The sequence below is a fragment of the Algoriphagus sp. genome, from assembly GCF_030694375.1.
GTDB lineage: Bacteria > Bacteroidota > Bacteroidia > Cytophagales > Cyclobacteriaceae > Algoriphagus.
Genome location: NZ_JAUXYL010000023.1, coordinates 62,678 through 85,498, shown reverse-complemented (window position 1 = coordinate 85,498; position 22,821 = coordinate 62,678). Strand labels below are relative to the sequence as shown.

Sequence of the window (22,821 nt, the reverse complement as noted above, 5' to 3'; positions counted from 1 at the left end):
TATTTTTTTCTTGGCGGTCACACCTGCCTACCTCAGACAGGCAAGGCTCAATTTCATTTTCAAAAAGCTTTTATACGATTGGAAAAAGCCCATACAAGGCAGGAAAACAAGGTTAACCATAGTGCTAGGATAAGAATTGAGTAAAACTGATTTTTAATTACCGCTGCTGTAGGAAGAAACGCCTGATGAAAATCCGGAAACTTCTCCCAATATTCTTTACTTAACTGAGCCGAGGGATCGGAAGAATTTTTAATCCGGTTACCGATCAGGTCTATTTGTAATTCATTCATCGTTTGGGCCAAAAGATACCGGTAAGCTTCCGCCTGATCCTGAAAATGCAGATACATATCATAATCAGTTCCTGACATGCCCATGGATAAATTTTTTATTGCAAGAAAAGGATCAATCCAGGCGGCGTTTCTGATTATTTTCTGCTGCTGTTTGAAGAGCTCTACCAGTGCGCGTTGATGGGAGAGATAAGTCTCCGTACTGAGGCGTTCTCCCTCCCGCATTACAAACCCGCTGTAATTGAAGGGTAACTGCTGTACAGAATCCACTCCATGAACACGAAGTAATGAATCCTTCAGTGCGGCATAGTGCGGGTCATTTGGATTATGGCTATCTCCATGTAGAATTAGTTCCTGTTCCACAGATGAGTCAAACTCTATTTTGGATGGTGTGGGATACCAAGTCTGTCCAATTACCTGAGAAACTTTTGGAATCAACAGCGTGAACAGCAGCCAGCACCCAATCAAGGTGGTGAGGGCAGCTTTGGATGATTTGCTGACCCCTGAAACCCATACCGCGACCAGGCAGAGAACCAGAAAATATACGAGGTACCCTAAGACCATAATTAAATAATGTGCGACAGATTGTCCAAGCAAGTCCTGCTCTCCATGTAAAAACAGAAGAATAAACCCTAAAATAAAGGGGAGGACAACTGTAGATAGATTGAGCAAATAGAGCCCCAAGGCTCTCCCCCAAATTAATTCAGGTCCCTGAACCCCTTGCGCAAAAAGGATTTTGAGCGTTCCCTGTTCTCTGTCCCGTGAAATCAGATCGAAGCCCCAGAAAAAAACCAGCAGCGGTATAAGAACTTGAAGGATCATCCCGGCAGAAATCTCTCCGAAGCGCAAAAGCCCGTTGGAAAGATTGGCTTCGGAGAAATTTACTGTATTCTGCTTATGTGCCTCGAGAAAAATTACATTCCCCAGGTAACTGTCCATCCCAAAATCGAAAAAAGCCAATGGAAACTTCTCCCGAAACACCAAATAGCCATAGTGTGCCATCCGATGTGGATGCTTATCGGGACTGTTTTCCCACTTATCCCTAACCTCTCCCCCAAACCCATGTACAAGGTTCTGATGTTGGGAAAGATTCAAATACCCTACTGTCAGAGAAAAAAACAAAAGGAGGTTGACTAGTAGAATGAGTCCTTTGGTCCCGCGCCTGTGGATCGTATTTACCCAAGCCTGCTTAGCTAATAGATTTATTTTTTTCAACCTATTCATTGAGTTCAGACTGTTTAAAATTTATAGGTTGCTGTCAACATAATATTCCTCGGAGCCCCGGGAAATAAGCGGGTGTAATTTTGCGCCCCAACCCAGTATGTTTTATTCATCAGATTATTCGCGTTGAGCGCTATTTGTACATTGCTTTTTTGAGGAGCGTAGTAAACTGCCGCATCAAACAGGACAAAGCCCGGAACTTCAAAAGCTCTTGAAAACCATGGAATTCTTCTGCTTTGCGCCTGAACACCAAGGCCGACACCAAGGTCCCTTAGCTTGGAAGTCCCTCCAAAATTATATCGGGTCCAGAGGTTTCCACTGTTTCTCGGGGTGTTTTCCTTACGCTGACCTATCAACTCCTCTTTCGTATCATCGACAATCTTCGCATCTATAAAACTGTAAGATGCCGTAATCTGCCAGTTGGGATGCAAATAGCCTGTAGCGTCCAATTCAAACCCGCTACTTCGATCGGCACCCCGCTGCACCAATGAATCCGGGAAGTCTGGTAAATTGGCGTTCATCAGAATATTCTGCTGATTGATCTGATAGACAGCTGCGTTCAGCGTGATTTTTTTATCAAACAATTCCGATTTCATCCCTAACTCTTTCAAATCACTGATAAGTGGTTTAAAACGGGCTGCAGACTCTGAAGCCCAGAAGAACGCCCCGGTATTTGGCATCAATGTCACTGTATTGGATTGAGGCTGCATCCCTTCCAGATAGGTTGCATACACATTGATGGACTTGCTTATTTCATAGGTCAGACCAATTCTGGGCAAGAGTACCACATTTGTAAATGACCGTTCATTGGGGGTGTCGTAATTCGTAATATCCTCATACCATTCATTCCTTAAGCTCAACAAGGCGGAGAATTTACCCCATTTTAGTTGTTCCTGCAGGTAAATTGCATCGGAAGTCGTCAAGGCCGATGGAATAGCAACCCGCGCATTGAGCTGATATCCCTGCACAATCGGAAGGGTGGTGGATGGGCTGTTTAGGTTAAAATAATTTACATTGGGTCTCGGAAATACTTTTCCATCAATGGTAACAGTTTGAAAACGATCGGCATTGGCAGGGCTGAATGAGTTTGACACACTTCCATCGTTGAGCAAGAATCCCCTTGCCGCATTTTGTCCTCCACCCTTGAGCTTATTCCAAGAATGCAAGTCGTAGCCCACAAGCATTTTATGAGACGTTTGACCCAAGTCAAAATTGAAATTAAAATAGGCATTCAGGTTATCGATATTCCAGATTTGCTGCCGCTGAACAAACTGCATCATGACCAAATTATTAGCCTGCTGACCTGAAATATCTCTCGCAAATGCATTGGTCGTCCGATGTTCCTGAAGGTCTTCCTTCCAGGTTTGCTTCATGTATACGGCATTGAAACTTATGTTCTGGGAGAACTTTTGAGAGAAATTGGCAGTCCAAATCAATTCATCTGATTTGAAAAAATCATTTGCAGCCCCAAGATTTAAACTCAAAGGAGTACTGTTGAGATTGGTTTGTCCGGCAATTGCCCCAAAAATCGGTTGACCTCGGTCCAGATTTCCATTCATTGAGTTGAAAATCACTTCGGTATTAAATGATGTTTTATCAGATGGCAGGTAACTAAGAGAGGGCGAAATCAAAACTGAATTATTTCTTACATAATCACGGAAAGAACCCGCCTCCTGATATGCAGCATTCAGACGGTATAGGAGCGTCTTGGAAGAATTGAGGGGTCCTGTAAAGTCCAAGGTTCCCCGCATCGTCCGGAAACTGCCCGCACTCAGACTGATTTCCTTACGGTCTTCAGACAAGGGTTTTTTGGTTACCATATTGATACTTCCTCCGGGATCAGTACTGGCAAAAGTAACAGATGCAGGACCTTTAAGTATTTCCACCCGTTCAATATTGGTCGTCAAGGGCTGGAGGAAATAGTACTGTCGTGTCCTAAGTCCGTTAATGATTTGCCCCTCCTCATTTTGGCTGATTCCCCGGATTGAATATTGATTATAAAAACTCGAAGGAATCACCCCACTGACATTTTTTACCGCATCAGCCAACTGAAAAGCTTGTCTGTCTCTGATCAACTCTTTAGTCACCGTCCCGATTCCCTGAGGAAGCTCTTTGTTTGCTACCGCAATTTTGGTGGCAGAAAAACTGTATTCGCTAGTATAATCCTGCCTCGATCTGCCTAATACCTCCACTTCCTGAAGGTTAAGACCCGATGGGATAAGTTGAATAGTCAGTGGCTGAACAATAGTGTTCAAGTCTACCTCTTGTTCATAAGATTCGTAACTCATCGAGGTTACCTGCAACCTATATTTTCTCCCGGAGAGATTTACAAATTCAAATCTCCCATCTAAATCCGTCAAGATAATTTTGCTTTCCTGATCGGATGTCAGTCGGACGTTCATGTTGATGACAGGGTAACCCTTGGTGTCAATTAATGAACCTGATAATTGGTTTTGACCAGTTACAATCAGAGGAAATGATAAAATCAAAAGGAAGATGAAGAAATAAGGTTTTTGATAAAATTTAATCTTAGGTATTATTCTGTTCATAGGACTTGATGGGATGGGGGGTATAAGCAGGATGATCTTATTCGGAAAATTGATCTCTGGAGTAATTGAAAATGAAATTTGTGTCTTCTCGAGGTAGTGATTTGTGGACCGAACCAATTTTAGTAAACGCAACACAGTTGCGTAATAAGCCGCAAGATTAAACCAAAAAAAATCAATAAGGAACACTGTTGCATAAAATTATTTGAGTTTTATCAATTGCTTTTTTTAGGTTCATTTACTTTCGTTTTACCACCAATAAATCCGCTCTTTTTCTTAAACTTGATTTCAATCCATCAAACTCCAATAGCCTATGCCTTTTTCCATATTTTTTGGTCTGTTGTGGCTTTTCATCGCTCCACTGGAAACAAAAATGCAGGATCAGCCCAATATCGTCTTGATTTTGGCGGATGATTTGGGCTGGTCCGATATCGGGGCCTATGGAAGTGAAGTAGAAACTCCCAATCTGGACTGGTTGGCCCAAAACGGGATTCGCTTCACACAGATGTACAACACGGCCAAATGCAATCCCTCGAGAGCGACATTACTCACAGGATTGTACGCCCAGCAAGTGGGCTATGAAGCCACTTATCTTCAGCCGCTGAAAAACGGAATTACCGTTGGGGAGCTACTGCAATCTGCCGGCTACCGGACACTTTGGGCTGGAAAGCACCATGGTTTCGACCACCCTATGGACCGGGGTTTCGACCGGTATTATGGATTGATGGAGGGAGCATCCAATCATTTTAACCCCGGACCCAGACGCGAAAACGAAGCTCAGCCTGCTCAAAAAAGAAACGACCGGCCCTTTTACGAGGATCGAAAACTCTTTCAACCCTACTCCCCTCCTTCGGATTTCTATACCACGGATTACTTCACCAAACATGCCCTGCAGTGGCTGGAAGAATACAGGGAAGAAGACAAGCCCTTTTTCCTATACCTCGCCTACACCGCTCCCCATGACCCTTTGATGGCTTGGCCGGAAGACATTGAAAAGTACAGGGGCAAATACGCTGAAGGCTACGAAGTGATCCGACAACGGCGATTTGAAAAGCAAAAAATGCTGGGAATCATCGATGAAAATTACGTCCTCAGCGAAGCTACCCATGTACCCTGGCTTTCCCTTTCCGATTCGCTCCGGAAAGTGGAGGAGCAAAAAATGGAGGTGTATGCAGCCATGATCGACCGAATGGATCAAAAAATCGGGGACATCATCCAAAAGTTACGTGCATTGGGAAAGTTGGAAAATACCGTATTCATTTTTCTTTCTGACAACGGGGCCTCCGCGGAAATGGTCAACATCCCCGGAGACGGAAAAATCGGGACTGTCGGGCAATGGACATCGCTCGGTCAGGATTGGGCTAATGTAGGGAACACGCCGCTTCGTTTCTATAAGAATTACTCCTTTGAAGGGGGGATCAAAACCCCCTTGATCATCTCCTGGCCCAAGGGTTTGAGAACTCAAAATCCTCTCAATCATTATCCTGCTCATTTGATCGACATTCTTCCGACACTTGCCGAGCTCGCAGGAGCGAATTATCCACTTGAACTGAATGGAAAAGCCGTTCTGCCGGCAGAAGGTGAAAGTCTTCTACCCGCCATCCGGGGTGATAAATCGATTCGTGAAAAGCCAATCTTCTGGGAATGGGCGGTAGGAAGGGCTGTACGAAAAGGAAACTGGAAGCTCGTCGCACATGGAAAAGATGCAGATTGGGAACTTTATGACCTTGAAAAAGATCCTTCCGAAATCCAAAATGTCAGCCTCCGATTTCCTGAGAAAGCAAAAGAATTGAAGGCACTTTTTGAGGAATGGAAGAAAAAAGTGGGATCCTGATAATCAATGTGATTTGCTGCCAAGTGAATGGATAGCGGCAAACCAATAATGCTTTTTATCCACAGCACCGGTAGCCAAGGGGATGTCGTAGGATTTGCTTAAGATTTCCTCCACCTCGAGTTCCAAAGCTTTTTCAAAGATCGGCCCGGAATAGCAAAAACTGTGAAACTCCCCGTTTTCTCCGCAGGGATCAGCTCCTTCCGGCAAGGATTCCAAAAACGCTTCCGAATAATCTATCCCCACCTGATCTTTCGAAATCAAACCCGCATCGGCAGCACAGATCAACGTTTTGAATCCTGCCGTGATAAAGTCATTTGCCAAAACCCTGGTGTCAATTTTCCAAAGAGGAAAAATGGCATGGAAACCCCGCTCGGCTAATTTTTCCTCACGATACTTTCGAAGATCCTCCAAAAAAATATCTCCGAAAGCGATATGCCGGATTCCTTCGCTTTCCAGAACATCAAGGTATTTGTTCATGGCTTTTTCGTAGGCCTGATTATCACCACTTGCCGGGTAGAAAATCTTATCCAGCGGCAAGCCTAATGAATCGGCTTGCGCCACAATTAGATCCTCGTGGATCCCATGCAAACCAACCCGCCTTGTCTCTTCCCCAAATGTAGTATGCAGTCTTCTGACTTCGAACATGCTGTCATTTTGAAGCTTCCAAAGAGCAAATGCACTGTCTTTTCCTCCGGACCAGGAGAAGGAAACTTTAATTTTGGAAGGGGTAGTTTGATTTTTCATAAAATGAAAAGTTAAGGATATTCCAGAATTAAACTTAGGTTATTGACTTTTCTAAAAGCAAGGCTCAAAGCCTAAATTTTGGTGCAAACTATCCCCTTTTCTGAGGGTCAACTATAAGAAATCTTGATTTTTTAATCCCCTTCCAAAACAAAAAATACCACCCAGGCATCACCCAGGTGGTATTTTCCAAAAGAACCAGATCAACTCAATAATAAAGTGAGGTTTCGGTGGGTTGAGTTTTGACCAATGTATCCGTAGCCATTGGTCGTTCGGGCAGAGGCAACGATAATAAAACTGTATGCACAGGACTGCGGAGGCCTCCAATTGCCTGATGCAGGAATTGTTTTTCCACTGAAGCCCATCCAATGCCCAAGGGCAGGAGTGTAATTTTCACTGTAAATCCCCACTGCCAGACCTGCACCATAGGTAGCATAGAAGTTTGCTGCCAGAAGATTTCCTTCCGGATCATTCGCAGTGATTTTGAATTTCAGTCCGTCAGGTGCTGCTCCTATTGTCTCAATCGCACATGCAGACACCTCGTTGGCACCATGCTTAATGCTGTCTATATTGACCGCAGGCACGTGATTGTCTATAAATAAGCCGATGGACTGATTATCCACAGCCACATCCAATGGTCCTACCCTTTTGTAGAATATCACCTTGATCTGATACAATCCGGGCAATAGCGCCGAAGTTGGAAACTGGATCAGCAAATCATCGATTGAATAGTCGATACTTGGATTTGCCAACTCATAAAACCCAAGTGAGGAAGCCGCAAAGGATTCCAAGGCATAGGTGCTTCCCGTCCACCGGTAGTTTGACCAATTGGAAATCAACTTTTGAGCACTTCCTCCGGGAGGGGTAATCTCCACTTTATACTTTTTGATCCCGTCATTCCAAAGTTGCTGGGTTTTCATCCGGTTTCCTATCAAGTTTAAAGTGCCTCCAAAGGCTGCATTTTGAACAGCGATAAAATATCCGGGATCAGTAGTCGCCCTGCCTGTGGCGTCGATTTTTGTAGTCGGGATCAGCCCCACACTGCCGATCAAAGGCCCTAACAGTGAAGGGGAAATAACCGGTTTTCTTGAAAATACCAATTGCCTCAATTTGGTAAAATCCTTGTAAAAGTCTCCCGGAAAATCAGTGGTAAACGCAGGATTGGATGACCTCACCCGAAATCCGAAATACGTAAAGGGGGTACTTAGTGGCCATGAAAGTGCAACGTTGATTTCCTGAAGGTCAATTTTGAATTTCCAGATCCTGTGGGAAGCAGAGGAATTCTCACTTGAACCAAACTCCTGCCTCACTTCACTAAGCGAAGGATCAGGCAATAAGGCCGTCCAAGTACCCGGACCCAGGTAATATTGCCTCCCAAGCTTATTGGGTTGACCGGGATAGAGCCCATAGTTCACATCCTGGTTTGCGGTAATGGCCCGATCCCGGTTTTTGTCAAAACTGAGCCAGAAATAGTCGTTGGTTCCGGTGTCATTCCCTAAGTCATCAACGACATCCAATGCGAGATATAAGAATTTCGCATCATTTTTTGCAAGGACGAATCCTCTGGAAAACTTCAGACTTCCTGCATCTTCCCAGCCACCTGCGCTCAGCGGGGCATTGATGTCTATTGGAGTCTGTGCCCATTCGCTTTTGAAAGGTGCCGCGAATAAAAGGGGCGTTGTAATGGAAAGGCTTCTGATTTTAGCCATAACATTTTGGATTAAGAAAAGTGAGAAACATAAAATACGCTCCACCAAAAAAACGGAGCTTAGACTTGAAACTTCAATCCCGGTAAGAATTTAAAAGCTAAACTTTTCGGGAACCTAAGAACATTAGCACGAAACTAATTCGCAAATAATTGCCTGTCAGCATGTTGCCTAAAAGTAAGGATTAAAAAAGATAAAAAGCTACTAAAATCAAAGAAAAATCCACTGACATTATTTATCAGTGGATTTTTATAATTTTTCAAAGAGAAACTTACTTCACCGGCAAAATCTGCCCGGTCACTTCACCAAATCCTACACGGATTCCCTCTTTTTCTGCAAAGCCTTTCATAATCACCGTATCACCATCTTCGATAAACCTTCGCTCCTCACCGTCTTCAAGTTTTACAGGTTGGGTTCCTTTCCAGCTTAGCTCAAGCATGGAACCGAAGGAATCGGTGGTAGGGCCTGAAATTGTACCCGAGGCCATCATGTCCCCCACGTTGATATTGCATCCATTGGAGGTGTGATGTGCAAGTTGCTGCGCCACATTCCAATACATGTGTCTGAAATTTGAAGTGCAAATTTTGGAAGGCTTTTTCCCTTCTGGCTGAATCAGGACCTCAAGATTGATATCGAAGCTGTGGTTTTTTTCACTTTTCAGGTATGGCAGCACTTCTGGTTCTTGAACCGGACCGGCTAACTTAAATGGCTCCAGCGCCTCTATGGTCACTACCCATGCAGAGATAGAAGAACCAAAGCTTTTCCCCAGAAATGGGCCCAAAGGCACATATTCCCAAGCCTGAATGTCCCGGGCCGACCAGTCATTGAAGAGCACAAAACCAAAAATATATTCCTCAGCTTCTTCCGTAGCTATTGAATCTCCAAGCTTTGTCTGCTTACCTGTAATAAATGCCAATTCGAGTTCAAAATCCAATCTTCTGCTTGGACCAAATGCCGGAACATCCATATCCGGGTCTTTGAATTGACCTTTTGGACGATGAATAGGAGTACCTGAAACTACAATGGAGGAAGCCCTTCCATGGTAACCTACAGGGATGTGTTTCCAATTTGGCAAAAGTGCATTTTCAGGATCACGGAACATTTTACCCACATTGGTGGCATGTTCGATACTGCTGTAAAAATCCGTGTAATCACCGATTTTCACCGGAAGGAGCATTTCTGCCTCTTTTCTGGTGACCATTACTTTTCCACGTGCTGAGTGATCACGGAGCTCACCATTGTCAGCCAGAAGCAAACTTTGCACCCGTTCACGGATTTTTTTTGTCTGAACTTTGCCCAATGCAATCAGCTCATTGAGCGAATCTTTGATGAAAATACCTTCCGGCAAAAACATATTTGCAAAAAAACCTTCCTGATCCAACACACTCAGGTCGACAATCTTATCTCCAATGGCGATCCCAATTCTGGGACTGAGTTTTTTGTTCTTGAAAACACCAAAGGGTAGATTATAAATCGAGAAATCGGAATTTTTAGGTACTTCCACCCAAGTACTCAGGATGGGAATGGGGCTGTCGCTCATGTTCAAAAATTAGTAAGGGTGCAAATTTAACCCGATTGGGGGAAATGAAAAATCGAATTGCCAAATGGTTTTTAAAATCTCATTTTCCGAATTGCAGGTGGAACAGATGACCGGTGTCCGATGTCCGATGACCAGTGCGTGAGAAACAGAGGGCTGTAAGTCGTGATGAGTAAGCGGTAAGTGGTCAGATTAACGCTTAAAGCCGGAATCTTTGCGCCCTCTGCCGGAGCGACAGCGACTCAGTTAAATCCGGTGAGGAGGAATGAATTCCCGTCATTATCCTTTGTGGCACTTCGCGGTGTCTGCGCTCTGCGTTTAAAAAAAGAAGCTAGTTGCGGCAGGCCAAAACCTTTCGTAAAAAAACAAGCACCAAACTAAGTCAGACTTCTTATCTTGAAATTCTAAATCCAACCCAAATGAAGACATATTTTAAAATCTTACTCGCGGTATTTCTTTTAGCGACCTCTCCAAAAGCATTCTCGCAGGAAAAACCAATTCTGGTTCAGCTTGAAGAAGTTGCCATTGTCGACCAAAAAGTCATGATGCCCATGCGCGATGGCATCCGATTGGCCACAGACATCTATCGCCCGAAAGGCGATGGCAAGTACCCCATTGTCTTTTCCCGCACGCCCTACAACTTCAACACTTGGGGAGACGGTGAAATGAATACCCGCACCATGCAATCTGCTCTGGAATGGGTCAAAAAAGGCTACGCCTATGTCGTCCAAAACGAACGTGGTCGTTATTTTTCCGAAGGAGACTGGGATATCTTGGGGGTCCCCCTGACCGATGGCAACGACGCCTTTGACTGGATGGCCAAGCAATACTGGAGTAATGGAAAAATAGGCCTTTTGGGCTGCTCCTCTACTGCCGAGTGGCAAATGGCGGTCGCTTCCCTGGATCATCCGGCTTTGGGAGCATTGGTTCCTCAGGCTTACGGAGCTGGCGTGGGCAAAGTCGGCGACTTCTGGGAGCAGGGCAACTGGTATCGCGGTGGTGCCGGACAGATGCTTTTCACAAATTGGTTGTACAGCGTGCAGCACGATCCAATGGCTCCTCGATTAGCCAAGGGGATTGAGAAGAAAGATTTGTTGAGATTGCAGCGCTTCTATGATATGTCTCCTGAATATCCTCGAATCGACTCTAAGGCTGCCTTGAGCCACCTGCCGATTCAGGACATTATTAGAAATCAAAATGGCCCGATGGGGATCTACGAAGAAATGATCACCCGGAAGCCCAACGATCCCAAATGGTTCAATGGAGGATTGTATCACGACAAAATGCCCTTTGACAAGCCAAGCTTCTGGTTTGTCTCCTGGTTTGACGTATCTGCAGGGCCAAACATCGCCTTGTTCAACCATGCGCGGAAAAATGCCATCAGTCAGATGTCTCGGGACAATCAGTATTTGATTATCGCACCGGTTCTTCATTGTTCCTATACCCGAGCTACGGAGAATACTATTATAGGTGAGCGAAGTGTAGGCGATGCAAGATTGAATTATGATGAAATTATCACAGCTTGGTTTGACCTCTGGCTGAAAGGAAAAGACGAAAGTGGGACCATTGCCAAAATGCCAAAAGTGACTTACTACACCATGGGAAGCAACAAATGGCAAAGTTCCGATGTCTGGCCTCCGGCTGAAGCGGTGATGACTCCGTTCTTTTTGGACTCCGAGGGCAAAGCAAATACCAGAAACGGAAATGGAAAATTAACGGCTAAAGCCCCAAGAAAAGCAATTCAAGACACCTTTAAATATGACCCGATGAATCCTGTAAATTCCTATGGAGGCAATGTTTGCTGCACAGGAAACGCCGTGATCGGAGGTTCTTTTGACCAAAGTGAAATGGAATTGCGTGAAGATATTCTGGTCTATACTTCCGAACCACTGACAGAGGGTGTAGAAGTTTCAGGCTTTATCGAAAGCTATCTCTACCTGTCTTCGGACGTGAAGGATACCGATGTGACGATCAAGTTGATCGATGTATATCCTGATGGAAAAGCATACAATCTTGACGAAACGATTCAGCGCGTGCGCTATCGGGAAGGATATGATAAAGAAGTCTGGATGGAAAACGGAAAAGTATATGAGGTCAAAATGACTCCGATGAGTACGTCCAATTACTTCGAAAAGGGCCACAGCATCCGGATCGAAGTTAGCAGCTCCAACTTCCCCCGCTTTGACCGAAATATGAATACCGGCGGAAACAACTACGATGAAACGGAAGGTAAAATTGCTACCAACTCGATTCATCATGGAGGAAAGAGCTTGAGTAAGATTGTACTGCCGATTATTAAGAAATAATTACTGGACACTCGGATCTAAAGACCGGCAGCGATGTCGGTCTTTTTTTATCCCTTAAAACTATGAATTTAGATTTTTTGATTCCTACCGGGAATAGTTTTTCAAATCAAAAAGCCTTCAGCTAATTCTCCTATTTTTCTCCATGTTCAAATAATCCTTTTTGAAATGGTTAAAAAACAATTAATCAGTCTTAAACTCCATTTATAATTTTTTAATCTTCTTTTTACCATGAAGGATAGTTCATTGGATTTTTTTTAAGAAATTAGTCCTAAACCAAATATTCTTTATCCTATGTTCAAACTTTACAAAACAATCCTCACCCTGGCTTTCCTTTGGGGGTCTGTAGGTTGGGCTTTTGCCCAATATACAGTCTCCGGAACAGTGGTTGACGAACGGACTGGAGAAGCCTTGATTGGCTCCAGCATTTTGCTAAAAGGGACTACCACAGGTACGATCACTGACCTCGATGGTAGATTTTCGATCAACTTGCCGACTAACGATCCGGCTACCTTGATTTTCTCTTCCATTGGTTTCCTTACTCAAAGCGTGGACGTAGCTCCCGGAGTAAGTATTCTTAATATCAGACTAAGGCAGGACGCTACCAACCTGGAGGAAGTAGTGGTGACAGGTCTCGCGACTTCGGTCAAAAGAAGTAACCTCGCCAATGCCGTTACATCCGTTTCTGCAAGGGACTTGACGGGAACCACTACTATTCAAACTACCGACGGTGCCCTGTACGGAAAGGTACCGGGAGCAACTATTCGCTCCAACGGCGGTGCACCCGGGGGTGGTATTTCCATTCAACTGCGGGGAATTTCCAGCTTATCGGGAGCTTCACAGCCCTTGATCATCGTAGATGGAGTCTATATCAGCAATGCTTCTCAGCGTACCGGCCGGGCAACCGTTTCCGGTGCAGGTGCTAGCAATCAGGATGACGGCTCTAACCGTCTGGCAGACATCAACCCTGCTGACATCGAGACTATTGAAATCCTAAAAGGCCCATCTGCTGCTGCAATCTATGGAACCCGTGCGAATGCCGGGGTTATCATCATCACCACAAAGAGAGGCCAGGAAGGAAAAACTACTGTTTCACTTTCACAGGATGTGGGCTTTGCCCAGCCACTCAGACTACTCGGAGTGGATAATTGGAGTGAGGCAAAAATCAACTTCTTCTTCCCCGAATCCAGAAGACCAATTGAACTGGAAAGATTCAGAGCGGCTCAATCCAGTGGGACCTTCATTGATTATGAAGATTACTTTTACAACAATCAGGCGACTTTGCTAAACACGCGAATCAACGTGAGTGGAGGAACTGAAAAGACCAAATTCTTCGTCTCAGGAAACATCACGGACGAAGAGGGTACGGTGAAAAATACCGGCTTCAACCGCTACTCTATCCGTGCAAACATCGATCATAAGATCACTGACAGAATTAAGATCGGCGTATCTTCAAACTACATTCGATCAAATACTGACAGAGGCTTCACCGGAAATCAGAATAATTCAGGTGCTTCTATAGGGTATTCAATTGCCTACGTTCCCAATTACTATGATTTGAGAAAAAAGGATGATGGAACTTACCCAGTCAATCCTTATTTCTCAGAGAATCCCGTGGCAGTAACAGACAATGGCGTCAACAACACCTTGGTCAACCGGTTCATCCAAGCGTTCACATTGGACATCGATCTACTGAAGACTGAGAATAGCTTCCTAAAAGCTCAATTCTCGGGAGGTTTGGATTACTTGCAAAACACCTCCATGGTCTATTTACCTGAATTTCTCCAGTTTCAAAGAGCACAGGCAAATCCCGGTGATGTTTTGAAAGGAAAACAGGAAAGCTTCAATACCAATTTTCAGGCTGCATTGGTTTACAACTGGAATCTTGGAAGCGTAAACATGAATTCATCCGCTGGTTTGGTGAGATTGGATTTTGCTGATAACGCACTCTTCAACAGAGGCAGAGGCTTGGTACCGGGTCAGCGGAACTTGCAACAGGCAGCAATTCAGGAAATCAATCAGGAATTCAATAGCAGAATTCAAGATGCAGGCATATTCCTACAGCAGGAAGCAAACTGGGAGGATAAAATCATCGGTACTTTGGGTATTCGATGGGATAAGTCAACTTTGAATGGAGATCCACAACAATACTATGCGTTTCCACGGGCCTCAGTTGCCTTCAACATCGCAAACTTTGACTTTTGGAATGTCGGGTTTATGAATCAATTGAAGCCAAGAATTGCATATGGAGAGACTGCCGGTCCGGTAAATTTTGGTGCCACATTTACTCCTCTCGGAGGGACGAATATTGGCGGCCTGTTGGGTTCTGTAGTGAGTACTCAAATCGGAAACACCCTGATCTTACCCGAGACAGCTAAAGAACTCGAATTTGGGGTAGATGCTGGTTTCTTCAACAATAGACTTTCATTAGAGGCTACCTACTACATCAAATCAACTCAAAACAACATTCAAAACCTTAACCTCGCTCCCTCCACCGGTGTGAATACCACTCCAAGTAATGAGGCTGAATTGGAAAACAGAGGAATTGAATTGTCACTCTCGGGAACACCGATCGAAACCGCCAATTTCCGCTGGTTTAGCCGGGTGATGTTTTGGAAAAATGAACTGTTGATGACCAGACTAGGAATCCCAACTTACATAGCGGGTGCTTTTGGAACAGGATTGGGAACCTTCCTTTATGCTGAAGGCTATTCTCCAACCACGATCGTTGGAGCACCAGCGGTTGCCGGTAATCCCGGAGGATTTACCTTTTGGGGTAACGCACAGCCAAAATTCAATATGTCATTTTTCAATAGCATCCGAATGATGAAAGGCCTTGAACTTTCCTTCTTGGTTGATTGGAAAAAAGGCGGGGACAACATCAACCTGACATCATTCCTTAATGATGGAGGGGGAACTACTAAGGGTTGGTTTGATGATGACAACGGAGATGGAATACCCAACGGGCGTCAGAGACCACCTGCACCTTTCAATAATGCAGGACGATGGGTACAAGATGCAAGTTTTGTGAAAATCAGGGAAATCGGACTTTACTATACCCTTCCCAAAACCACAATTTCAGAATGGTTTGGCTCCTCAGTTTCAAATATTCGTGTGGGAACTTCAGTAAACAATGCTTTCCTTTTCACCAAATATGAGGGTTATGACCCTGAAACATCCACTTTTGGGGCGCAAGCCATTGCCAACAACGTGGATATTGCTCCATATCCAACACCAAGAAGGATGTTTTTCCACTTAACTGTTGACTTCTAAACCGGCTTAATCATGAAAAATCTAAGAAACTATTTCGCTTCAGCCTTGATTACCGCCGCAGTTTTAACCAGCTGTAATCCGCTGCAACTTGACGAGGTACAAGATCCAAACAACCCATCTGAAGCCTCTGTATCAAACAATGCTACTCCTCAGCAAATCCAGTTTTTGATCACTGGACTTGAATCCAGGCACAGAGGCTATGTGACCAATATTTCACAGGCATGGAATACCTTCGGGCGAGAGATCTGGTACCTCAATGCCTCCGACCCACGATTCCAAACCGATTGGTTAGGACAAAATGGACGTGTACCGGATCGAGCCTATTTCGGGTTTGGCACCACGGGTGGAGGTTCATGGGCCTCGCCTTATCAGGCCATCAAGCAGGCAGATGTATTGATCACTTCTGCCGGCAATACCAACTTAATCCCTGAAACTTCAAAAAGCGCTGTTCGCGGTTTTGCAAAAACGATCAAGGGCTATCAGTTTATGATTCCGGCAAATTTCGTCTATGAAAACGGAATCCGAATTGACGTGGCAAATCCGCTTAATCCGGGACCTTTCGTTCCCTACGAACAGGCTTTGGACGCAATCAAAGGCATATTGGATGAAGGGGATGCAGACTTGGTAGCTGCAGGCACCGGCAACTTTCCTTTTGCTTTGACAAGAGGATTTAACGGATTTAACACCTATACGGGATTAAGACAGGTAAACCGTGCCATCACGGCCCGACTCAATGCTTATCGCAAAGATTGGCAAGGGGTTTTAACGGCTTTGAGCGCCTCCTTTATGGACTTGAACGGAGACCTGAACAGAGGGCCTTCACACCCTTACGGAGCTTCACCTGATATTTTCAACCCTTTGTTTTATTTGCCAAATGCGGCAGTAAACACCATCATCGTGGTACATCCTTCGGTACTGAGAGATACCACGGCGGGTGATTTGCGGGTAAAATCCAAATTCCTCAGAAGAACTACCCCCGTAACTGTAACTACGGATGCAGGAGCTTTGGTAGGTACACATCAGGATGCCAGATGGGCTACTAATACCACTTCAATTCCATTTATCAGAAATGAGGAATTGATTTTGCTAAAAGCTGAAGCCCATGCCAACCTGAATCAGACAACTCAGGCAGTCGAAGCCATCAATATCATCCGAAATGCTGCTAAAATAGGCCCCTACACTGGGGCAACTACTCAGGCAGCCTTGATTACCGAGATCCTATACCAAAGAAGATATTCCCTGTGGGCAGAGCCTTGGGGACATCGATGGATTGATACAAGAAGGTATGGAAGGCAAAATGAGATTCCAACCAACTTTGATGGCGGGGCAATCTTCAAACAATTCCCTCATCCACAGGCTGAATTAAGCTGGGATCTATACAAGGGGAATTAATCCTGACTTATTTTAATTCTAAAGACCGGCAGCGATGTCGGTCTTTTTTTTGATAATCATTTGTTTATTTGGAGTTTATGTCTTTTTTGTGCAATTTAGGAATTGAATTCCTAAATTGCACAAAATGAATTTCGTAAATAGACTTTTAAAAGATAAAGCATTAAATCTTTTGACAAAGTTTCCTTTTCTGGCAATCACCGGGCCTAGGCAGTCTGGTAAAACCACATTTGCAAAAAAATTAAAACCAGAATACGAATATGTCAATTTAGAACTTCCCGAAAACAGGGAATTTGCTAAATCCGATCCGCTAGCATTTTTAAAAAACTACCAAAAGGGAGTAATTCTGGACGAAATTCAATGGGTTCCAGAACTTTTTCCCTACCTCCAAGTGATATCGGACGAGAGAAATAGACCAGGAGAATACATTCTTACGGGTTCACAAAATTTCCACCTGTCTTCTCAAATCACGCAATCACTCGCAGGAAGAGTCGCAATGCTCAATTTATTACCTTTCTCCTTAGAAGAATTGAAAGCTGACCAGAATATTGGAAGTTGGGAAAACTTAGCTGTCGGAGGTGGGTATCCACGAAAGTATCAATTCGACATAGACCCGACTGACTTTTACCCTAACTACATTCAAACTTATCTGGAGCGCGATGTTCGACAGATTTTGAACATCAAAGACTTAGCTGCCTTTCAAAAATTCATTCAGCTACTCGCCGGTAGGGCAGGTCAACTGTTTAACCAAAGTGGTTTTTCAAACGAATTGGGTTTGGATAACAAAACCATCAATTCTTGGCTAGGTGTGCTGGAAGCCTCCTTTGTTGCTTTCAGACTTCCCGCATTTTATCAAAATTTTAATAAACGAATCCTTAAAACTCCAAAGGTTTACTTCTACGACACAGGGGTTCTTTGCAATCTCTTGGGTATAAAAAAAGCGACAGACCTAAATTTACACTTTGCAAGAGGTGCTGTTTTTGAAAATCTTATTATTCTGGAATCCATCAAAAATGAGTTAAACCAAGGTAACACTCCTTCTGTTTATTTCTGGAGAGACAGCCATCAAAACGAAGTTGACCTCCTTCAGGAAAAAGAAGGGAAACTGATGGCTATTGAAATCAAAGCCTCCGAAACATTTCATCCGAATTTTCTCAAAGGCCTGAAAAATTTCCGAAAAGTCGCTCCACACGCCGAATCTCAGTTGATCTACGCAGGTCAAATGCTACATCAGCGGGACAATATTCAGATAAGCAATCTTTGGAACCTTTAGGAAATGATCTTAATGGTTTAATATTCCTTTTTCTCTCCTGCCATTTCGATTCCATAAAGGCCTTTTGGCCTTTTTCCCCTATTTTTGCACCTTCGAAAAACCCCCTGAGTATGTCTATTGCCAGCAAATATGAACCGGCAGCCGCCGAAGCCAAATGGTACGCTTACTGGATGGAGCACAAGCTTTTCTCCTCCAAAGTTGATCACAGCAAGGAACCGTACACCATCGTCATTCCTCCGCCAAACGTCACCGGCGTGCTCCACATGGGCCATATGCTGAATAATACGATACAGGACGTTCTCATCCGACGAGCCAGAATGCAAGGTAAAAATGCGCTTTGGGTTCCGGGAACTGACCACGCTTCTATCGCCACGGAGACAAAAGTCGTCAACATGCTTAAGGAAATGGGGATCGACAAAAAGTCTATTTCCCGTGAGGAATTCCTGAAATATGCCTGGGAATGGAAAGAAAAATATGGCGGAATCATCCTGGAGCAACTGAAAAAATTGGGAGCCTCTTGTGATTGGGATCGGACGGCTTTCACCATGGATCCTGGACTGAGCGATGCTGTGCTTTCGGTTTTTGTGGATTTGCATAAAAAAGGCAAAATCTACCGTGGCATCCGCATGGTTAACTGGGATCCAAAAGGCCAAACCGCGCTTTCGGACGATGAAGTGATCATGAAGGAAATCCCTTCAAAACTTTATTACATCAAGTATAAAATTGAGGGTACCGAAGATCAATTCCTGACTATTGCCACCACCCGACCTGAAACCATCATGGCCGATGTGGCGATCTGCATCAATCCTAAGGATCCCCGATTCACTCATCTCAAAGGAAAGAAAGCGATCATCCCATTGATCAACCGTGCCATTCCGATCATCGAAGATGAATACGTGGATATGGAGTTTGGTACAGGCTGCCTGAAAGTGACTCCTGCCCATGATATCAATGACTATGAACTTGGCGTAAAGCATAAACTGGAAGTCATAGATATCCTCAATGATAATGGAACGCTAAACGAAAAAGCACAGATCCTTGTCGGCGAAGATCGATTTGTTGCCCGGAAGATGATAGAGAAGCGTCTGAAAGAAGCCGATCAACTCGAGAAAATCGAAGACTACAAATCCAACGTTGGTCATTCCGAGCGAACAGATGCCGTGATCGAACCGAAACTTTCGCTACAGTGGTTCCTCAAGATGGAGGACATCACCAAGCCTGCATTGAACTCCGTGATGGATGATGTAATCCAACTCTATCCACCAAAGTTTAAAAACATGTACCGCAGCTGGATGGAGAATGTCCGCGACTGGTGTATCTCGCGTCAGCTTTGGTGGGGACACCGGATTCCGGCCTATTACCTTCCTAATGGAGAGTACGTGGTCGCGAAAACTGCTCAAGAAGCTTTGGATCAAGCGAATGTTCAATTCGGCACGAGTTACTCTTTGTCTGACCTAAAACAGGATGAAGACGTCTTGGACACCTGGTTTAGTTCTTGGTTGTGGCCGATTTCGGTTTTCGACACAGATGTCTTCACGACTGGAAAGCCAAACGAGGAACTGAAATACTATTACCCGACCAATGATTTGGTGACAGCACCGGAGATTCTTTTCTTTTGGGTGGCGAGAATGATCATTGCCGGCTATGAATATATGGGTGAAAAACCCTTCAAAAACGTCTACCTCACCGGTATCGTACGGGACAAATTGGGCCGAAAGATGTCCAAATCTCTCGGTAATTCACCGGACCCACTTGACCTTATCGCTCAAAATGGAGCCGATGGCGTGAGAACAGGGATGCTCTTCTCCTCCCCTGCCGGAAATGATTTGCCATACGACGACAAACTGGTCGAGCAGGGAAGGAACTTTGCCAACAAGATCTGGAATGCTTTCCGTCTGGTAAAAGGCTGGGAAATCGATCCCAATCTGGATGGATCTGCTAATGCATCCAGTATCGAATGGTTTGAAAACCGGTTCAACCAAGGCTTGACCGAGATCAACGAACATTTCGAGAAATTCAGGATTTCTGATGCCTTGATGACGACTTACAAATTGGTGTGGGATGACTTCTGCTCCTGGTATCTGGAGATGATCAAGCCGGCATATCAGCACCCGATCGACCAGGTTACTTATGATAAGACGATTGAAATTTTCGAAAAAATCCTGAAGATTCTCCATCCGTTCATGCCGTTCATCACGGAAGAGCTTTGGCATCAGATTAAGGAGAGATCGGTTGCTGAATCTTTGATTTTGGCTTCTTGGCCTGAGGCAAGAGCCTTTGATCAGAAGATTATCGAAGAAGCGGCTCAAGTTTTTGAAGTCGTATCGCAAGTGCGAAATCTGAGAGCCTCAAAGGGAATGTCACCCAAGGAAGCGCTGGACTTAAGTATCAATACCAAAAACCCGGAAGTCTATGCCGGCTTCGAATCGGTATTGACCAAGCTGGCGAACTTGTCTTCTTTGAGCTTTGCCGAAAAGGTCGACAATGCGATGAGCTTCGTGGTGAAAGCTGACGAATGCTTTATTCCTATGGGTGATTCCATTAATGTAGAAGAAGAAAAGATTAATCTGAAAAAGGAGATTGAATACACACAAGGCTTCCTTGCTTCGGTAATGAAAAAACTAAGCAACGAGCGCTTTGTGGCCGGAGCCCCGGCTCAGGTTTTGGAAATGGAGCGAAAAAAGCAGGCAGATGCCGAGGCGAAGATCAAGGCTTTGGAGGAGAGTTTGGCGAAGTTGGGATAGTGGTTATTGAGTTATTTGTTAAATGAGTATCGTCAATATGAAAATTGGCACAGTAAGTTGCGGATCCTCGACCATGGACTATAGTCTATGGTCCATGGCTTAGCAAATCTGACCTCCACCTGCTACGTACAAATTTACGGGTACACAAATATTGGAATGAAAAAAGGCTAACCCACTTCGGATTAGCCTTTTTTCATTGACAATGGTTATTAATTCTACAAAAGCGGCTGACCACCTCTGCGAACGTCAGATTGTCTATCGCCCCGATGATCCGTTTCTAAGAATCCATCTCCAAATTGACGGTTTTTGATGCTTTTTGATTCCAAGTCAAATCGATCATCTTGCGCAAAAAAGGATTCGTTCTCATGATCATATCGACCATGAAGACTTCGATCTTCTTGGCTGTAATAGGTACGCATACTGTGAAGGAACTCCAACTGCGGGCCACTTGGCCAATTATCATTATCGAATCCGGGCGCATTTTCCAATGTTTCCTTTGATTCTTTGACGATGATGATATCCTCCTGCGCAGTGTTGAATTCGAAAGCTTCAAAAGGCAAAGCCAGTAGCTTTGAACCTAAGTTCAAAAATCCTTCGTCAACCTTCAGAACGATATAATCCACTTTGCCGGATTGAATATTGATCATAAACTCCTTGATGGATCCTACCGATTCATCACGGGCAGTTTTGATTTTACATGAAGTTGCGGTACCGCAACTTATTTGGGAATGATGTGACATGGTTATTTTAGTTAAGTGAAAAATTTATTTGATTCACAGTATCCCACATGTATGCCAAGGAAAAAATCGCCTCTCAATGGCTAATAGACTTCATTTAGCGATTCCCAATAGTGGAAGAGCGCCACACTTCGAGGTCTGAAATACCCTTTTATCTTATGAGAATTTCTTTAAAATCTGGAACTACAATACCAAGATGGACAGAGGCAGACGAGAAATTTAAATTTCTCCTTGCTCTTTTGAATTATTCAAACCTTCGAGGTTATTAAAAACCTCAAAGGTTTCTTAAAACTCCCGAATCTTAATCTCCTTAAAAATCACACCCTGTCCTTCGCTTTGCAAACCGATATAGCCAGACTTCAGCGGGGTGCCATCCACCTTTATCGCAGGATCAAATCGGTTAGCCACTCCTCCACCGATTTGCGGAGAGCGGTAGGTTAATACCGTATCCCCATTGACTAAATGATGAACAATGGAGTCACCATATACGATCAGTTCGGCTTTCACCCATTCATCCCATTTGAAAGTTGGCGAGGTGGAATTGATGCAGTGCCGCTCATCGATTTTTCCCTCATATACCACATCAGTACCCGGACTGCACATATTTCCGGTTGGTCGGGCGACTCCCTCTTTCTCTTCAGCCAGCATCTGATATTCGACAGAAATCGGCCAATCTTGTTCCTTCAAAATCGAGGCTGGGGATTGGGAATGAAACATAACCCCGGAATTGCGATAGGTGTAGCTAGCGGCATCATTCAACCATTGGTCGGTGAATCGATATTCCCAACTCAGGTGAAAAGATGAAAATGGCTTCTCATAAAACAGGTGTCCGTATCGATCCTCAAAGGCTCCATAGTCGTCGTAATTGACCTCGATCGCACCATCTATAACTTTAAATGTATTGGCGTAATTCTCCCCTGACTCGTGATGGTGGATTTTGGGAATCCAACCGGAAAGATCGTTGCCATTAAAAAGAACTTGCCATTCTGAATCTGCTTGTCCAAGAATGATCGCCTCCTTTTCGGCTTTTTGGCAGGAAATGAAAAGAAGGATGGCGAAGAAAGGAAGGATGGATTTCATGGAATTTTGGAGTTTAGTTTGGAAAATAGTGGTCTGTGAGGCTATAGCCTAGGGCTTTGGTCTCTTACCTTCATTATTCGATGTTCATCATTCGATATTCGATATTCAAAACTTAAAATATCGAACACCGAAAGCTGAATGATGAATTTC

General features: G+C 44.3%; 13 protein-coding genes. 6 read left to right on the top strand and 7 right to left on the bottom strand.

What is annotated here, in order from left to right:
• Positions 1-59: 59 nt before the first annotated feature.
• Together Q8M62_RS08155 and Q8M62_RS08150 are read right to left on the bottom strand one after the other, a co-directional pair.
• A complete protein-coding gene (locus Q8M62_RS08155) occupies positions 60-1,511 on the bottom strand; it encodes a DUF3526 domain-containing protein (RefSeq protein WP_304900671.1) in 1,452 nt (483 codons plus the stop codon).
• Between the two features lie 14 nt (positions 1,512-1,525).
• A complete protein-coding gene (locus tag Q8M62_RS08150) occupies positions 1,526-4,057 on the bottom strand; it encodes a TonB-dependent receptor (protein WP_304900672.1) in 2,532 nt (843 codons plus the stop codon).
• Between the two features lie 310 nt (positions 4,058-4,367).
• Here Q8M62_RS08150 and Q8M62_RS08145 point away from each other — a divergent pair, with 310 nt between their 5' ends.
• Positions 4,368-5,888 (top strand): arylsulfatase, encoded by a 1,521-nt coding sequence (locus tag Q8M62_RS08145; RefSeq protein WP_304900673.1) that lies wholly within the window; start codon positions 4,368-4,370, stop codon positions 5,886-5,888.
• 3 nt (positions 5,889-5,891) lie between these two features.
• Here the strand turns inward: Q8M62_RS08145 and Q8M62_RS08140 are convergent, their stop codons facing one another.
• From Q8M62_RS08140 to fahA, 3 genes are all read right to left on the bottom strand, one after another.
• Positions 5,892-6,632, bottom strand: coding sequence for an ATP-binding protein (locus Q8M62_RS08140; protein WP_304900674.1), 741 nt, complete (start codon positions 6,630-6,632; stop codon positions 5,892-5,894).
• A 200-nt stretch (positions 6,633-6,832) separates the two neighbouring features.
• Positions 6,833-8,338 (bottom strand): hypothetical protein, encoded by a 1,506-nt coding sequence (locus Q8M62_RS08135; protein WP_304900675.1) that lies wholly within the window; start codon positions 8,336-8,338, stop codon positions 6,833-6,835.
• 268 nt (positions 8,339-8,606) lie between these two features.
• The gene (fahA, locus tag Q8M62_RS08130; protein ID WP_304900676.1) at positions 8,607-9,875 is read right to left on the bottom strand and encodes a fumarylacetoacetase; all 1,269 of its coding nucleotides are present in this window, start codon (positions 9,873-9,875) and stop codon (positions 8,607-8,609) included.
• 416 nt (positions 9,876-10,291) lie between these two features.
• On the opposite strand from fahA, the gene Q8M62_RS08125 reads away from it, so the two are divergent.
• From Q8M62_RS08125 to Q8M62_RS08105, 5 genes are all read left to right on the top strand, one after another.
• Positions 10,292-12,178 carry a CocE/NonD family hydrolase gene (locus Q8M62_RS08125; protein WP_304900677.1) on the top strand — a complete coding sequence of 629 codons (1,887 nt, stop codon included), beginning with the start codon at positions 10,292-10,294 and terminating at the stop codon, positions 12,176-12,178.
• Between the two features lie 291 nt (positions 12,179-12,469).
• Positions 12,470-15,448: a SusC/RagA family TonB-linked outer membrane protein gene (locus tag Q8M62_RS08120; protein ID WP_304900678.1), complete on the top strand. Its 2,979-nt coding sequence runs from the start codon at positions 12,470-12,472 to the stop codon at positions 15,446-15,448.
• Between the two features lie 12 nt (positions 15,449-15,460).
• Entirely contained in the window at positions 15,461-16,840 is a 1,380-nt protein-coding gene (locus tag Q8M62_RS08115) for a RagB/SusD family nutrient uptake outer membrane protein (protein WP_304900679.1), read from the top strand.
• Positions 16,841-16,964: 124 nt separating this feature from the next.
• Entirely contained in the window at positions 16,965-18,110 is a 1,146-nt protein-coding gene (locus tag Q8M62_RS08110) for an ATP-binding protein (protein ID WP_304900680.1), read from the top strand.
• Positions 18,111-18,220: 110 nt separating this feature from the next.
• Positions 18,221-20,854, top strand: a complete 2,634-nt coding sequence (locus Q8M62_RS08105) for a valine--tRNA ligase (protein WP_304900681.1) — start codon at positions 18,221-18,223, stop codon at positions 20,852-20,854.
• Between the two features lie 215 nt (positions 20,855-21,069).
• Here Q8M62_RS08105 and Q8M62_RS08100 read toward each other — a convergent pair whose 3' ends face one another.
• Both Q8M62_RS08100 and Q8M62_RS08095 read right to left on the bottom strand, forming a co-directional pair.
• Positions 21,070-21,594 (bottom strand): PRC-barrel domain-containing protein, encoded by a 525-nt coding sequence (locus Q8M62_RS08100; RefSeq protein WP_304900682.1) that lies wholly within the window; start codon positions 21,592-21,594, stop codon positions 21,070-21,072.
• 282 nt (positions 21,595-21,876) lie between these two features.
• Positions 21,877-22,671: a DUF1080 domain-containing protein gene (locus tag Q8M62_RS08095; RefSeq protein WP_304900683.1), complete on the bottom strand. Its 795-nt coding sequence runs from the start codon at positions 22,669-22,671 to the stop codon at positions 21,877-21,879.
• Between the last annotated feature and the right edge of the window lie 150 nt (positions 22,672-22,821).

Bases quoted from the DNA above. Each gene is read 5' to 3' on its own strand.
- Q8M62_RS08150 (WP_304900672.1), bottom strand. From the start codon at position 4,057: ATGAACAGAATAATACCTAAGATTAAATTTTATCAAAAACCTTATTTC.
- Q8M62_RS08125 (WP_304900677.1), top strand. From the start codon at position 10,292: ATGAAGACATATTTTAAAATCTTACTCGCGGTATTTCTTTTAGCGACC.
- Q8M62_RS08100 (WP_304900682.1), bottom strand. From the start codon at position 21,594: ATGTCACATCATTCCCAAATAAGTTGCGGTACCGCAACTTCATGTAAA.
- Q8M62_RS08145 (WP_304900673.1), top strand. From the start codon at position 4,368: ATGCCTTTTTCCATATTTTTTGGTCTGTTGTGGCTTTTCATCGCTCCA.
- Q8M62_RS08155 (WP_304900671.1), bottom strand. From the start codon at position 1,511: ATGAATAGGTTGAAAAAAATAAATCTATTAGCTAAGCAGGCTTGGGTA.
- Q8M62_RS08140 (WP_304900674.1), bottom strand. From the start codon at position 6,632: ATGAAAAATCAAACTACCCCTTCCAAAATTAAAGTTTCCTTCTCCTGG.
- Q8M62_RS08120 (WP_304900678.1), top strand. From the start codon at position 12,470: ATGTTCAAACTTTACAAAACAATCCTCACCCTGGCTTTCCTTTGGGGG.
- Q8M62_RS08135 (WP_304900675.1), bottom strand. From the start codon at position 8,338: ATGGCTAAAATCAGAAGCCTTTCCATTACAACGCCCCTTTTATTCGCG.
- Q8M62_RS08105 (WP_304900681.1), top strand. From the start codon at position 18,221: ATGTCTATTGCCAGCAAATATGAACCGGCAGCCGCCGAAGCCAAATGG.
- fahA (WP_304900676.1), bottom strand. From the start codon at position 9,875: ATGAGCGACAGCCCCATTCCCATCCTGAGTACTTGGGTGGAAGTACCT.
- Q8M62_RS08110 (WP_304900680.1), top strand. From the start codon at position 16,965: ATGAATTTCGTAAATAGACTTTTAAAAGATAAAGCATTAAATCTTTTG.
- Q8M62_RS08115 (WP_304900679.1), top strand. From the start codon at position 15,461: ATGAAAAATCTAAGAAACTATTTCGCTTCAGCCTTGATTACCGCCGCA.
- Q8M62_RS08095 (WP_304900683.1), bottom strand. From the start codon at position 22,671: ATGAAATCCATCCTTCCTTTCTTCGCCATCCTTCTTTTCATTTCCTGC.